11 protein-coding genes are annotated in these 14,669 nt (G+C 44.3%); 2 read left to right on the forward strand and 9 right to left on the reverse strand.

Going from position 1 to position 14,669, the window contains the following annotated elements:
- Positions 1-31: 31 nt before the first annotated feature.
- The 4 genes from F8C76_RS00515 to gcvT form a co-directional block, all read right to left on the reverse strand.
- Entirely contained in the window at positions 32-319 is a 288-nt protein-coding gene (locus tag F8C76_RS00515; protein ID WP_152129995.1) for a 4a-hydroxytetrahydrobiopterin dehydratase, read from the reverse strand.
- A complete protein-coding gene (locus F8C76_RS00520) occupies positions 303-1,199 on the reverse strand; it encodes a carbohydrate-binding family 9-like protein (protein ID WP_170283919.1) in 897 nt (298 codons plus the stop codon). Before F8C76_RS00520 ends, F8C76_RS00515 begins: the two co-directional genes overlap by 17 nt.
- Before the next feature lie 109 nt (positions 1,200-1,308).
- Complete coding sequence (locus F8C76_RS00525; RefSeq protein WP_129654159.1) at positions 1,309-2,130, reverse strand: sugar nucleotide-binding protein; 822 nt, start codon at positions 2,128-2,130, stop codon at positions 1,309-1,311.
- 3 nt (positions 2,131-2,133) lie between these two features.
- Positions 2,134-3,225, reverse strand: a complete 1,092-nt coding sequence (gene gcvT, locus F8C76_RS00530) for a glycine cleavage system aminomethyltransferase GcvT (protein WP_152129997.1) — start codon at positions 3,223-3,225, stop codon at positions 2,134-2,136.
- Between the two features lie 108 nt (positions 3,226-3,333).
- Here gcvT and F8C76_RS00535 point away from each other — a divergent pair, with 108 nt between their 5' ends.
- Positions 3,334-4,950: an aminopeptidase P family protein gene (locus F8C76_RS00535; RefSeq protein WP_249042328.1), complete on the forward strand. Its 1,617-nt coding sequence runs from the start codon at positions 3,334-3,336 to the stop codon at positions 4,948-4,950.
- On the opposite strand, the gene thrC is transcribed toward F8C76_RS00535, so the two are convergent.
- Genes thrC through thrA form a run of 3 tightly spaced genes read right to left on the reverse strand, consistent with a single transcriptional unit; the run spans position 4,947 to position 9,619 of the window.
- Complete coding sequence (thrC, locus tag F8C76_RS00540; RefSeq protein WP_152129998.1) at positions 4,947-6,245, reverse strand: threonine synthase; 1,299 nt, start codon at positions 6,243-6,245, stop codon at positions 4,947-4,949. The two genes, F8C76_RS00535 and thrC, sit on opposite strands and share 4 nt — an antisense overlap.
- 3 nt (positions 6,246-6,248) lie before the next feature.
- Entirely contained in the window at positions 6,249-7,172 is a 924-nt protein-coding gene (locus F8C76_RS00545; RefSeq protein WP_152129999.1) for a homoserine kinase, read from the reverse strand.
- A 2-nt stretch (positions 7,173-7,174) separates the two neighbouring features.
- Entirely contained in the window at positions 7,175-9,619 is a 2,445-nt protein-coding gene (gene thrA / locus F8C76_RS00550; protein WP_152130000.1) for a bifunctional aspartate kinase/homoserine dehydrogenase I, read from the reverse strand.
- Between the two features lie 260 nt (positions 9,620-9,879).
- Between thrA and F8C76_RS00555 the strand changes: the two genes are divergently transcribed.
- Positions 9,880-11,415: an NAD(P)H-hydrate dehydratase gene (locus F8C76_RS00555; RefSeq protein ID WP_152130001.1), complete on the forward strand. Its 1,536-nt coding sequence runs from the start codon at positions 9,880-9,882 to the stop codon at positions 11,413-11,415.
- On the opposite strand, the gene F8C76_RS00560 is transcribed toward F8C76_RS00555, so the two are convergent.
- Together F8C76_RS00560 and F8C76_RS00565 are read right to left on the reverse strand one after the other, a co-directional pair.
- On the reverse strand, positions 11,416-11,832 hold the full coding sequence (locus F8C76_RS00560; RefSeq protein WP_152130002.1) for an STAS/SEC14 domain-containing protein: 417 nt from the start codon (positions 11,830-11,832) through the stop codon (positions 11,416-11,418).
- 155 nt (positions 11,833-11,987) lie between these two features.
- Positions 11,988-14,543, reverse strand: a complete 2,556-nt coding sequence (locus F8C76_RS00565) for an ATP-dependent Clp protease ATP-binding subunit (protein ID WP_152130003.1) — start codon at positions 14,541-14,543, stop codon at positions 11,988-11,990.
- Positions 14,544-14,669 lie beyond the last annotated feature (126 nt).

Consider the following 14,669-nt stretch of genomic DNA (forward strand, 5'->3'; position numbering starts at 1 on the left):
CCTTGTCAAGTGGTTGAATGTAGTTCAGTGCTTAAGAAGCCAAAATAGTCTCTATGATCTGCGCCAGTTTAAAATCCTTCTCGGTGACCCCACCGGCATCATGTGTGTTTAATTTTATGACAAGGGTGTTGTACACATTTTCCCAATTAGGGTGATGGTTCATCTTTTCACACTCAAAAGCAATGCGGGTCATGGCTGAAAAGGCCTCCTTGAAATCCTTGAAGGTGAACGATTTTATGATAAAATTGTCCACAAATTTCCAACCCTGCAGCTGTGCAAGACGTTCCTCAATTTCCGATGGTTCAAGGCGCTTCGACATAGGTTTCTGAAAATTGGATAAAGGTAAAGCATTCAGGGACGTGCGAGTCCCACACACCATGGCTGCTCCATGCCCAACCCCCTGAATCCACGGCAGGTTCTGCTTCCTTATACTGGTTGAAACGGGAGAAATCCATGCGCCATTCATCACCATGTTTAGGAGGTGTGGTTTTATCACTGTTCTTGGTCAAAATGTCCAGACTGCTCCACGGAAGCGCAAGTTCAACGGTCCATCCGCGGTCCCTGTCATCAGACTTGTTGATGGTGCCATCCACATGCACGGCAGTTTTAAGTCCTTGTAGATCCCAATTCCAAAATCCATAGCGATTGCCTCTGGGATGTCTGTAGCCAACCCCTTTGAAATCCCTTTTTTTCTCTTCATTGGGGCCAAGGTTGGGCACTTTGTCATATCCTTGGGAGAGATAAGCATCTTCCCAAACAAAGAACACCTCGTAAATGGTGCCGAACGAATTGATTTCAAACTCATAGTACGCATCCTCTCCGGCAACGAATAGTTCCACGTCATTATTTTGGTAAATGGGCGAATCCCGTTCCGTCAAGGTGGCGGTCACATCCGGCTCAGTGACCCAATAGGCCACATACAGGTACTCCTCGTCCCAAACCACTGCAGCCTTGGTTTCATGGATGGTCTCATTGCCATAAATTAGGTCTTTGAAGTTTCCTGATTTTTTTGCCTTTTGCCAGACTTCTTCATCGGGCTTCCCGTCCAGCGTAATGGGACTTTTTATCTTTTGTGCCGTATACCTTGGGATTTCTGTTATATCACAAGGCGGATATTTTTTATTTTCTTTTGATTTCTGTCCGATGGCACTGAAAATCCCTAGTAGGGCCAGGATTGCAAAAAAATTACGTTTACTCACTGTGTTGGTTATTAGGTTGGTGGGTCACTATTGACGCACTTAAAAATAAGCATATTTCTTTGCGTTTTATAGTTTATTCAAAAAATAACCAAAGAAAAAGAAAGCTTTGTCAATCCACTGGAATGTGATGATCAATGATTTCCTGACAGCTCACCATGAGGTTTTTTGGCAATAAATTGTCCTTGGGAAGGGCAGCCAAATATCGATCTTCGTTAGTGGTGTATACCCGCTTTATCAGGGGATGGTAATTTCCCATGCGTTTTATGATGTCCCTAATGAATTCTTCATGATGGATAAGGTCCCTGCTGCCCAAATGAAAAATCCCGGTTTTGTTCCGGTTGATCAAATAATGGATTTGTTGGGTCAATCGGTCGTCATTGGTCACGTTGATGATGAGGTTGGGGAATACTTCAATGGCCTCGTGGTTCTCCAAGTTCATTTTAATTTCCCTGACCCGGGGAGAGGTATTGCCAAACACCATGGGCACCCTCAATATGGCGGTTTTTTGTTTGGGCAATCGCATCATCATGTTCTCGATTTTGATTTTCAGGCGACCATAAACACTTACGGACAGCGTCTTGTCAAATTCATAGGAAGGAAACTTGCTGTAAGCATCAAAAACATTGGCCGATGAAATAAAGTACAGCTTGGCCGTGCTGTTCATCAGATACTCCATGAGGTGTTGATGCGCTTGGATCTGTGCGCCAAAGTTTCCCCTTAATGCGGAAATGATCACATCTGGATGTACTTTCTCCAGTACCCTGAAAATATCATCCTCCTGCAGATCATACTTTAAAAATTGCTTGTTCGATGCAAAGGAAGTGTTGGAGCAATAGGTGCCATACGTATCAAAATAGGAGCAGAGTTCCTTATATATGGCATTGCCCACAAAACCGCTTGCTCCTAATATGAGTATCTTTTTTTTGTCCAAACGCTATGATGAGGGTTTATAAAAAGGCAGTTTCACAAGGGTTGCCGGCACTTTGTTGATTCGGATTTGAATATGGATGGTTTGGTCTATTTTGGAGTGTTCAACAGGCACATAGCCTAGGCCTATTCCTTTGGAAAGGGAAGGGGACATGGTACCCGAGGTCACTTTTCCAATTTCATTGCCATCGGCATCCAAAATGGGATATCCGTTTCTGGGAATCCCTCTTTCTTCCATTTGAAAAGCGATAAGTTTTCGTTTCGGACCCTCTTCCTTTTCTTTGGCAAGGGCCTCGCTGTTCACAAAATCCTTGGTGAATTTGGTAATCCAGCCCAGCCCGGCCTCGAGCGGGGAAGTGGTGTCATCAATATCATTGCCATACAGGCAATACCCCATTTCCAATCGAAGGGTATCACGTGCGGCCAACCCTATGGGTTTTATGCCATAATCAGCGCCCGCTTCCAACACCTTGTCCCAAACCTGCTGTACTTCAGAATTTTTGCAGTAGATTTCAAAACCGCCGGAACCGGTATATCCTGTAGCTGAAATGATCACATGTTCTATCCCGGCAAAATCGCCTACCACAAAACTGTAGAAGCCAATGGCGGAAAGGTCAACGGAGGATAACGATTGCATGGCCTCTACCGCTTTGGGTCCTTGAATGGCCAAAAGCGAATAGTCGTCCGAAAGATCGCGCATATCCGCACCTATGGACTCGTTGTATTTTGAAATATGATCCCAATCCTTTTGGATATTGGAGGCATTGACCACCAAAAGATAGGTTTCCTCCTTGATGCGGTATACGATCAAATCGTCCACAATACCACCGGTCTCATTGGGCATGCAGCTATATTGCGCTTTGCCAATGGTCAATTTGGAAGCGTCATTGGAACTGACCTTTTGAATAAGGTCCAAAGCTTTGGGGCCTTCTATCAAGAATTCACCCATATGGGAAACGTCAAATACACCCACACTCTCCCGTACGGTTTGGTGTTCAATATTGACTCCCTCGTAAGAAACAGGCATGTTGTAACCTGCAAACGGGACCATTTTCGCCCCTAATGCCTCATGTGTTTTGGTAAGTGCGGTGTTTTTCATGGACGTCATTTTTTGCCACGGCAAATGTATAGAATTAATTAGGGATACTCTTGCATTCGAATCTTATGATTTTTATAAATATTTGTATTTTGGACGAAACATAATTACATGCAAAAGACCGTATTGACTTTTTTGTTCGCACTCCTTTTTGTGTGGGGAATGACCCCTCAGGACACCCCAAAGGATTATTTACAAGCCGATTTTCATAAACAACGAAGGGATGAGTTGAGAAAACTATTGCCCCCCAATACAGCCGTGGTCCTTTTTGCCAATGCAGAACGGAATCGGGCCAATGACGTGGATTATGTGTATCACCAAGACCCTAACTTTTACTACCTCACCGGATACCATGAGCCCAATGCGGTACTCGTGCTTTTTTCTGATACCCAGACGGATGCCTCAGGAAAAAAGTTTGATGAGATCATTTATGTCCAAGAACGGGACCCTCAGGCCGAGCAATGGACCGGAAAGCGTTTGGGCGTTGAAGGGGTAAAGGAAAAACTGGGTTTTGATATGGTTTTTAACGGGAAGGAATTTGAAAAGTTCCCGTTGGATTTTTCAAAATTCGATATGGTTTCCTTTGAGGATTTTCACAATGATTATCGTGATAAATCCGGGAATGCAGATTTGTTCGACCTTATCAAGACCTTCAAGGAAAAAGCCAATTATCCCTCCAATTACAATTCTACCCGTAATCAATTGTACGCCATGATATCCGCTGCCGATGATTCCAACAGTGGAAATTTGGCTTCGACCATTAAAAGGGCATTGACACGGGATCCCGAGTTAAAGGATGATCCCTTGTTAAATGGATACGTGAATGCTGCAAATGATGATTTGCGGAAAGAAATCAAGAATACGGTATTGGTGGTCCAAAGCGAAAGCAATTTGGATTCTAGGGTGTTGTCCATGGCCATGGCTAAACTGAGGGAGGTAAAGACCCCTGAGGAGATCAAACTTTTAAAGAAGGCCGTTGAAATTTCATCGGTGGGCCAAATTGAGGTTATGAAGGCCATGCACCCCAATATGTCCGAGACTGAGATTCAGGGTGTCCACGAATACGTGTACAAGAAATATGGTGCGGAATACGAAGGTTATCCATCCATTGTGGGTGGAGGAAACAATGGTTGTATTCTTCATTACATTGAGAACAACAAGACCAAGGTGGGCAATGATTTGGTGCTGATGGACTTGGGTGCGGAATACCATGGCTATACCGCCGATGTGACCCGTACCATTCCTGCCAATGGAAAATTCACACCCGAACAAAAAGCAATTTATGACATTGTTTATGATGCCCAGGAAGCGGGTATAAAAGCCAGTGTGGTGGGAGCTTCTTTCCGGGAACCTCACATAGCGGCGTATGAAGTAGTGGCAAAACGTTTAATGGCTTTGGGGATTACCAAAGATGAAAATGAAGCCAGAATTTATTTTCCGCATGGGACATCACATTACCTTGGGTTGGATGTTCATGATGCGGGCACCTACGAAGCCTTTAAAGCCAACTCGGTCATTACAGTGGAACCTGGAATTTATATCCCAGAAGGAAGCAAGTGCGACAAGAAATGGTGGGGCATTGCTGTGCGTATAGAAGATGATATTTTAATCACCGAAAATGGTCCCGTCAATCTATCGGAAATGGCACCAAGGACCACAGAGGCCATCGAGGCCATGATGAAACAGCCCAGCCCCCTGGATGATTTTAAACTTCCGGAGTTGGATTAGTTTTTATCCAACAAATAGCTTTTAAGGTCTTCGTATGTTTTTATGAGGATGGAATGCTTTTCCTTATCCATAATTTTTTGGATTTGGGCGGGAATTTCCGGACTTAACCCAAGCGTGTCCTCAACCACATCGAGAAACTTTACCGGGTGAGCCGTTTCCAAGAAAATACCAAAGGTATTTGGATGGGTCTTTTGAAATTCCTTCAACCCCAAATAACCAACGGCCCCATGGGGATCCATAACATACCCTGTTTGGGCATACACCTCTTTCATGGCCGTTTTGGTTTCCTGGTCAGTAAAGGAATAGGAAGAAAGGTTTTCTTGAAGTGTGGCCAAATCGTCTTGGTACAAATGCCGGATACGGACAAAATTACTGGGGTCTCCCACATCCATGGCATTGGAGATGGTGGCAATGGAAGGCATGGGTTCATAAATCCCTTTTTGCATGAATTTGGGTACTACGTTGTTCACGTTGGTAGAGGCCACGAAATGTTTAACAGGCATCCCCAGTTTTTGGGCAACCATTCCTGCGCAAATATTTCCAAAGTTTCCAGAAGGCACCGAGAAAACAATTTTCTTTCCTTTGGATTTGGCTTGTTTGTAAGCAAACAGGAAGTAGAACAATTGAGGTAACCATCGGGCTACATTGATGCTATTGGCCGATGTAAGCTTTTTGTGTTCGGTGATTCCAGCATCCAAAAAGGCTGTCTTCACCATGCGCTGGCAGTCGTCAAAAGTGCCATCCACTTCCATGGCCACAATGTTCTGTCCCAAAGTGGTCAATTGCTTTTCTTGGATGTCGCTCACCTTGCCGCTTGGGTACAAGATCACCACGTTTACACCATCAACTCCCAAGAAACCATTGGCTACGGCGCCACCGGTATCCCCAGAGGTAGCTACCAACACCGTGACTTCTGTGGTTTCACCTTGGGAAAAATATCCCAAACAGTTGGCCATGAAGCGTGCGCCTACATCTTTGAAAGCCATGGTAGGGCCATGGAACAGTTCAAGGGTGCCTACATTTTTTTCAATGTCAACTACGGGAAAATCAAAATCCAAAGTGTTGGCAATGATTTCCTTTAAGACGGTATCCGGAATATCATCACTCACAAATTGATGAATGGCCTGGAATGCGATTTCGTGATGGGAAAGTTCATCGATATGTTCAAAAAAATCCGTTGGTAGGGGTGTTATGCTTTCCGGAAAGTATAATCCTTTGTCCGGGGCAATACCCGCAATCACGGCTTCTTTGAAAGTGGCCTTTATATGGGAATCGTTTAAGCTGTAAAATTTCATGTTCTATCCTAATTTTTTTACGCCATGGATATTGACCTTTGAGATATGGATGTCAAATGGGACTCCTATGGTCTTGTAGGTTTCCTCCATGGATTTTGCAACATTTTGGGCATTGTTTTCGCCTTTGCTCAAGGCAAAGATGGAAGGGCCCGATCCAGAGATGCCACAACCCAGTGCCCCGGCATCCATTGCATTGGTTTTGATATCGTCAAAAGCGGGTATCAATATAGATCGGATGGGTTCCACAATATGGTCCTCAAGGGAGCGCCCGATGAGGTCATAATCGCTCTGGAACAGTCCGGCAACCAACCCACCCAAGTTGCCCCATTGTTTGATTCCCTTTTCAAGGGAAATGGTGGTCTTCAATATTTTTCTGGAATCCGAAGTCTTTATTTCAATCTGCGGATGGATCACCGTGGCGAAAAGCTCATCCGGGGTAGGAATGGGGACAATGTCCAAAGGGGCATAGCTTCGAACCAAGGTGAAACCACCATAAATGGCTGGGGCCACATTATCGGCATGGGCTACATCACTGGCCAATTTCTCACCTTCCATGGCAAATTGAACCAGTTCCAATTTGGAAAAGGGTTTGCCCAAAAGCTCGTTCATGGCCCAAACGGCGCCTGCTGAACTGGCCGCACTACTTCCAATGCCGCTGCCCGGTTTTATGCGTTTGTCGATTTCAATCTCAAAACCACCGTCATAATCACTCTTCTCCAAAAGGGCCAAGCCCGCTACGCCAGAAACATTCTTCCCGGTTTCCAGGGGTAGATCCTGACCGATGATCTTGGTGATGCGGATTTCCTTTTCAGGGATTTTCCGAACCACCATTTCATCGCCAACGGAATCCAAGGCCAGACCAAGTACGTCAAAACCACAGGAAACATTGGCAATGGTGGCCGGACAAAAAACTTTGATTTCTTCCATGATCAATAGTTTCCAATTCTGATAATATCCGCAAAGATACCTGATGCAGTAACATCTGCACCAGCGCCGGCCCCTTTTATGATCAAAGGTTGGTTGGGGTATCTTTCGGTAAAGAACAGTACAATGTTGTCGCTTCCTTCCAAATTATAAAAATCGTGTCCCTTTGGTATTTTTTGAAGTCCTACCTTGGCCTTGCCTTCTTCAAACTGGGCCACGTATTTGAGCTTACAGTCTGCATCCGCTGCTTCCTTATACATTTTTTGAAAATCGGCCTCGTACTTTTTCAAGGATTCAAAAAAGGCCTCGTTGGAATTGGTCTCCAAGCTTTCCTTGGGTAAAAAAGCTTCATTCTCTATGTCCTCAATATCCAATTGATAGCCACTTTCCCGGGCCAAGATCAAGATTTTCCGCATTACATCTATTCCGCTGAGGTCAATGGTAGGGTCTGGTTCTGTGTATCCTTGTTCCTGTGCCTGTTGCACCACATCGTGGAAGGTAACCGTATCATTGAAGGTGTTGAACACAAAATTGAGACTCCCTGAAAGTACAGCCTGTATCTTTTTCACTTTGTCCCCGGAGGCAATTAAATGCTTCAGGGTGTCAATAATGGGAAGACCGGCCCCGACATTGGTCTCAAACAAAAATGGAGCGTTATATTTTTTGGCCAACTGTTTTAAATCCTTGTAGTAGCCATAATCGGAAGAACAGGCAATCTTGTTACAGGTAACCACGGAGATGCTGTTCCGCAAATAGTCAGGATAGCTTTTGGATACCTCGGCATTGGCCGTATTGTCCACAAAGACACTGTTGCGATAGTTCAGGGATTTTACACGGTCAAAGAATGCTTGCTTGTCCGCTTTCTCCCCTTGGTCCAAAAGATTTTTCCAATCTTTTAGGGCAATTCCACCTTCATCAAAAACCATGTTTCTGGAGTTGCTGATGCCAATGACCCGAACATTGAGTTTAAGCTCGTCTTTCAGGTATTTTTTTTGCTGTTGGATTTGCTCCAGGAATTTGGAACCTACATTGCCCACTCCCATAACAAATAGGTTGAGCTGTTTGGTGTTTTCCTCGAAAAAGGTCTCGTGCAAGGAGTTGAGTGCTTTTTTTACATCTTCTTTTCGGATTACCGCAGAAATATTTCGTTCTGAGGCACCTTGTGCAATAGCCCTGATATTGACGTTGTTTTTGCCCAAAGTACTGAACATTTTTCCGCTCAACCCTTGATGACTTTTCATATTGTCACCCACCAAGGCCACAATGGTAAGGTCTTTCTCAACAATAACAGGCTTTATCTTTTTGGTGGCCATTTCATATTCGAAAGCTTCATTGACCGCCTTTTCCGCTTTTTGGGCGTCTTCGTCTGAAATACCCACGCATATGGAATGTTCCGATGAGGCTTGGGTAATCAGGACAACACTGATGTTTTTTAGGGACAGGGTCTCAAAAAAGCGTTTGGAGATTCCTGGGATACCGATCATACCGGAGCCCTCCAAGGAGAGCAGGCAAATATTGCCCACATGGCTGATGCCCCGAACCGTTTTGCCATTGCCATTGTTATTTTTGGCAATGAGTGTCCCTGGGTTTTCAGGGTCGAACGTGTTTTTAATGGCAATGGGGATACCCTTGCCCAATACGGGTTGAATGGTTGGGGGGTAGAGGACTTTTGCTCCAAAATGGGAAAGTTCCATGGCCTCCTCGTAACTAATATGCGAAATGCATTTGGCCTGTTTCACCAATTTTGGGTTGGCGGTATACATTCCACTCACATCGGTCCAAATTTCAAGAATATCCACTTGTTCTGCCGCAGCAATGATGGCGGCGGTATAATCCGAACCACCCCTACCCAAGGTAGTTGAGTCCCCAGAATCACTTGAGGCCACAAATCCAGGTAGCAATACTATTTTGTGTTCATTGGTTGTAAAGAAGGCATGGCAATTGGCATTGGTCTTTTCAAAATCCACATTGGCCTTGCCGTAATTGTCATCGGTGGTGATAAGCTCACGGCTATCCTTGAAAATGGCATCCAGCCCCTCTGCTTTAAAGAATTCACTGATAATGTAGGCAGAGAGCAGTTCGCCATAGCTTACAATTTTATCAGAGAGTTTTTGGGTGACCTCCCCAATTAAAAAGGAACCTTCCAGAAGCGTTTCCAACACGTTGAGGTCGCTTTTGACCTTGCTCAGGACCGCACTTTGATGTTGTATGGGAATGAGTTCCTTGATGGCGTTGAGATGTCGGTTTTCTATTTCTTGCAGGGATTCTTTGTAGGCCACATCTTGGTCCGAGGCCAGCTTTAAGGTGTTTAGGAGTAGGTCTGTAATCCCGCCAAATGCGGATACCACTACTGCGGAATTACTGTCCTCAAGGTTCTGTACTATGGACTTGACCTTGCGTATATTTTCTGGATTGGCTACCGAAGTGCCACCAAATTTTAAGACTTTCATGATGAAATATGAGTGTAAATATGTTGTATGAATGGATTAAAAAAACGGACGGATGATATATAGCAGACTTACCCCAAAGGGGTGGTGGTAATCAAAGTGAAGATAGATGGAGTGCTTTCCATTGTAATATGATTACTATCCGTTTGTTTAACTTGCATTGTTCAATAATGAGGTGATAAAAGTAGTACTTTTGAAAACTTCGTCAAATGATTCTGGTCGTTTTTGCGAAATCCGTACAAATAATCAAATTTTTGTGTTGAATGAAAATTTTTTCTGCCCAGCAAATCTATCAAGCTGATAAATTCACAATAGAAAAACAGCAAATCACCAGCGATGTTCTCATGGAGCAGGCTGCCACCAAAATTTTTGAATGGATACACGCCCGCTTGCGGGGCACCAGTGTGAACATTCAATTGTTTTGTGGAATAGGCAACAATGGAGGGGATGGAATAGCCTTGGCCAGACATCTTCAGGAACATGGGTACGCCATTACGGTGCATGTGGTGAATTACAGTGAAAAACGGTCCAAGGATTTTCTATTGAACTTGGAGCGACTTAAGGACCGAAAGATTTGGCCAAATTTTATCAATACAGAAAGTGACCTGCCCGAAATCTCACCAAACGATATTGTAGTGGATGCCATTTTTGGCATTGGCCTGAATCGCTCCCTAGATGATTGGGTAGGCCAATTGATAGGGCATATAAATGCGTCCCAAGCCTTTACATTGTCCGTGGATGTTCCTTCGGGATTGCCGTTGGATAGGGCGCCGTGGAACCCAAAGTATGTTATAGAGTCAAGTTATGTGCTTAGTTTCCAAGTGCCTAAGTTGGCTTTTTTTCTACCAGATACGGGTGTTTACCTGAACCAATGGGAAATTTTGGATATTGGATTGGATCCTGAATTTTTAACCCGGGAAGAGGCTGATTATGAATTGGTGGGGAAGCATCAAATAGTATCACTATATCGACCGAGATTAAAGTTTTCGCATAAAGGAACCTACGGCCATGCTATGATTGTTGGAGGGAGTTACGGTAAAATTGGAGCGGTACAATTGGCCAGTAATGCATGCTTGTCCTCAGGTGCGGGATTGGTAACGGCCTTTGTTCCACAATGTGGCTATCATTCCCTTCAAACGGCAGTGCCTGAGCTAATGGTCTTAACGGATACAGATGAACATTGCATTACCGAGATCAGTATGCCGTTTGCGCCCAAAGTGGTCGGAATAGGGATGGGTCTGGGGACGAAGGAGCCTACCATAAAGGCGTTCAAGGACTTTTTAAAACAAATGGAGAGTCCTGTTGTAGTGGATGCAGATGGCCTCAATATTTTGGCGATGGCCCCAGACATGTTAAAGGATGTTCCCCCACAGTCCATTTTTACACCTCACCCCAAGGAGTTGGAACGTTTGATCGGTACATGGAAGGACGATTTTGAAAAATTGGAAAAAGCAAAAGCCTTTTCAATCAGCCATGATATTGTTTTGGTAATCAAAGGGGCGCATACCATAATCCTGTACAAAGGGAAGGGTTATGTGAATACCACGGGCAACCCTGGAATGGCCACTGCGGGCAGTGGAGATGTTCTTACAGGAATGGTAACGGGGTTAATGGCCCAGGGCTACACATCGTTGGAAGCCGCTATTTTTGGGGTTTATCTGCATGGTTTGGCAGGCGATATCAGTGCTTCGCAAAATGGGTATGAAGCCTTAAAGGCATCGGACATTGTGAATTCAATAGGTAGGGCCTATGTGGAAATTTTAAGCCCTCCAGATGTTGAAGAAAAAGAGCAAGAATAATTAGGAATCCTTTATTTTTTTCGGTTTGATTCTTTTCTTCACCCATGCCAAGGCATTTTCAAACTCAATGAAAAATTCCATAGGCTTCTTGTAGAAAAGTTTTTCTATTTTGAAGTTGTGCATATCTATCTCTTTTTTGGAAACGATGGCAAAGGCCTTGAGGTTTTCCAATCCCCTTAAGTAATTGTAGATGGTGGGATCAACGGCATAGGAGTTTCTTCGAAGGCTGATATAGCCAAATTCCCTGTCCCTGAAGTGTATTTCAGAAATCCCGATGATTTGATAGGCACGTTCCAGCGTAACCGTAGCACCTTCGTCAAAGGTTGCGACCATATAGTTGTCAAAGACCTGTACCGATCCTATGTCCAATTGGTACTCTCGTACCACTATGGTCTTCTTTGTAGAAGTAAATTTCATTCCCCAAAAAGTTATAGTGTCTCAAGGCGAAAATAGATTGAAAGGGAGGGGGGGTGAAAAATATTAGATTAAAAGCGCAAATATCGTTTGTATGGTAATATTGGGGTATAAAAAAAGCTGACAACTGTCAGCTTTTTTGATCTGTAACTTTTATTTTATTTTTCGGCTTCCGGAGATTTTTCCGTTTTCTTTATTTTGATGGTAAGCTCTTCTTTCTTTTCATCCAAATCCATAAAGATGCTGTCTCCTTCCTCCAGTTTGGAGTTTACGATTTCCTCGGCAAGGGCATCCTCAATATATTTTTGGATGGCCCGCTTCAAAGGTCTGGCCCCATACTGCTTGTCAAAACCTTTATCGGCTATATAATCCTTGGCTTTGTCCGTAAGGCTCAATACGTAACCAATATCCTTGATTCGCATGTACAGCTTGTCCAATTCGATATCAATGATTTTATGGATATCCTCTTTTTCCAAGGGATTGAAGACAATTACATCATCAATACGGTTAAGGAACTCCGGGGCAAAAGCCTTTTTCAGTGCGCTTTCAATAACGCTTTTCTGATGGCTGTCTTCCTGCGCTTTTTTGGCAGCAGTGCCAAAACCTACGCCTTGTCCAAAGTCCTTCAACTGGCGGGCGCCAATATTGGAGGTCATGATGATGATGGTATTCCTAAAATCGATTTTTCTACCGAGACTGTCTGTTAAGAAACCATCGTCCAATACTTGCAACAGCATATTGAAGACATCTGGGTGGGCCTTTTCAACCTCATCCAAAAGGATGACGGAATATGGCTTGCGACGGACTTTTTCGGTCAACTGCCCACCTTCTTCATAGCCTACATATCCGGGAGGTGCTCCCACCAATCGGGAGATAGCGAATTTTTCCATGTATTCGCTCATGTCTATTCGGATAAGGGCGTCTTCGGAATCAAAGAGTTCCTTGGCAAGAATTTTGGCCAATTGGGTTTTACCAACCCCCGTCTGACCCAAGAAAATAAATGAACCAATAGGTTTGTTGGGGTCTTTCAACCCGGCACGGTTACGTTGGATGGCCTTGGCCACTTTGGCCACAGCCTCATCCTGACCGATGACAAAACCTTTGATCAAATCGGGCAATTTGGCCAATTTGTTGCTCTCGGTTTGTGCTATTCGGTTCACGGGAATGCCACTCATCATGGAAACCACATCGGCTACGTTGTCCTCACTTACGGTCTCCCTGTGGAGTTTGCTTTCCTCTTCCCAACGTTCTTGGGCAGAAGCCAATTCTTTTTCGAGACGTTTTTCGTCATCCCGGAGCTTGGCGGCCTCTTCGTATTTTTGTTTTTTCACGACGCTGTTTTTCAGCTCGCGGACATCTTCCAATTGACTTTCCAGTTCCAAAATCTGTTTGGGCACATCCATATTTACAATGTGCACACGGGAACCGGCCTCATCCAAGGCGTCTATGGCCTTGTCTGGTAAGAAACGGTCCGTCATGTATCTATTGGTCAACTTAACGCAGGCCACAATGGCTTCATCGGTATAGTTGACATTATGGTGATCCTCATACTTGCCTTTGATGTTCATCAGGATTTCAATGGTTTCCTCAACGCTGGTTGGTTCTACCATTACCTTTTGGAAACGACGTTCCAAGGCGCCATCCTTTTCAATGTACTGTCTGTATTCATCAAGGGTGGTGGCTCCGATACATTGAATCTCCCCTCGGGCCAAAGCGGGCTTGAACATGTTGGAAGCATCCAAACTTCCTGTAGCGCCACCGGCACCTACAATGGTGTGGATCTCATCAATGAAAAGGATGATGTCATCATTCTTTTCAAGTTCGTTCATCACCGCTTTCATGCGTTCTTCAAATTGTCCTCGGTATTTGGTCCCTGCTACCAACGATGCCAAATCCAAGGTTACAACGCGTTTGTTGTATAGGATTCGGGATACTTTTTTGTTGATGATGCGCAGGGCCAAGCCTTCGGCAATGGCACTTTTTCCCACTCCTGGTTCACCAATCAGCAAGGGGTTGTTCTTCTTTCTACGGCTCAAAATCTGGGATACACGCTCAATTTCCTTTTCCCTTCCCACAACCGGGTCCAATTTATTTTCCTCGGCCAAGCGGGTAAGGTCCCTTCCAAAATTATCCAGGACAGGGGTTTTGGATTTTTTGCTTCCCTTTTGGGACGAGCCGGAACCGAATGTACTTTCCTTGGAATCCCCTCCTTCATCAGGGTCACTTGGAAAAGATTCGGCCTGTGGGGAATCTATGTAGTCATCATCACTGGTGATCATGGATTTGAATTGTTCCTTCACATTATCGTAGTCCACCTTGAGCTTGTGCAGCAATTTTGTGGTGGGGTCGTTTTCGTTTCTAAGGATGCAGAGCAATAGGTGTGCTGTATTTATAGAGGAACTCTGGAACAGTTTGGCCTCTAGGAAAGTGGTTTTCAAAGCACGTTCTGCCTGACGGGTCAGATGTAGGTTTTTCTTGTCTTTTTGCATGGTTCCCGAAGTGGGATTTGCGGGACTAAGAATTTCCACTTTTCTGCGCAGGTGGTCCAAATCCACATCAAGGGCATCCAAAATACTAATGGCCTTGCCGTTTCCATCTCTTAAAAGACCGAGCATAAGATGTTCCGTACCAATAAAATCATGGCCCAAACGTAGGGCCTCCTCCTTGCTATATGCTATAACATCTTTTACTCTGGGGGAAAAATTATCGTCCATACCTTTCTTTTTCGCAACTAAAATTAATAAAAGTATTGTTACTGTGGTCAAATACCGTACCCATTATCGATAAACTAGTGGTAAATGTCGAAATAAAGGTCGTTTTTTAACAGTTTAACAAAGCTT

The sequence above is a fragment of the Flagellimonas olearia genome (genome assembly GCF_009184425.1).
GTDB lineage: Bacteria > Bacteroidota > Bacteroidia > Flavobacteriales > Flavobacteriaceae > Flagellimonas > Flagellimonas olearia.

What these genes read in the sequence shown, in the direction of transcription:
- gcvT (WP_152129997.1), bottom strand. Translation starts at nt 3,225, where the DNA reads ATGAAAAACACCGCACTTACCAAAACACATGAGGCATTAGGGGCGAAA.
- thrC (WP_152129998.1), bottom strand. Translation starts at nt 6,245, where the DNA reads ATGAAATTTTACAGCTTAAACGATTCCCATATAAAGGCCACTTTCAAA.
- F8C76_RS00565 (WP_152130003.1), bottom strand. Translation starts at nt 14,543, where the DNA reads ATGGACGATAATTTTTCCCCCAGAGTAAAAGATGTTATAGCATATAGC.
- F8C76_RS00555 (WP_152130001.1), top strand. Translation starts at nt 9,880, where the DNA reads ATGAAAATTTTTTCTGCCCAGCAAATCTATCAAGCTGATAAATTCACA.
- F8C76_RS00515 (WP_152129995.1), bottom strand. Translation starts at nt 319, where the DNA reads ATGTCGAAGCGCCTTGAACCATCGGAAATTGAGGAACGTCTTGCACAG.
- F8C76_RS00560 (WP_152130002.1), bottom strand. Translation starts at nt 11,832, where the DNA reads ATGAAATTTACTTCTACAAAGAAGACCATAGTGGTACGAGAGTACCAA.
- F8C76_RS00535 (WP_249042328.1), top strand. Translation starts at nt 3,334, where the DNA reads ATGCAAAAGACCGTATTGACTTTTTTGTTCGCACTCCTTTTTGTGTGG.
- thrA (WP_152130000.1), bottom strand. Translation starts at nt 9,619, where the DNA reads ATGAAAGTCTTAAAATTTGGTGGCACTTCGGTAGCCAATCCAGAAAAT.
- F8C76_RS00545 (WP_152129999.1), bottom strand. Translation starts at nt 7,172, where the DNA reads ATGGAAGAAATCAAAGTTTTTTGTCCGGCCACCATTGCCAATGTTTCC.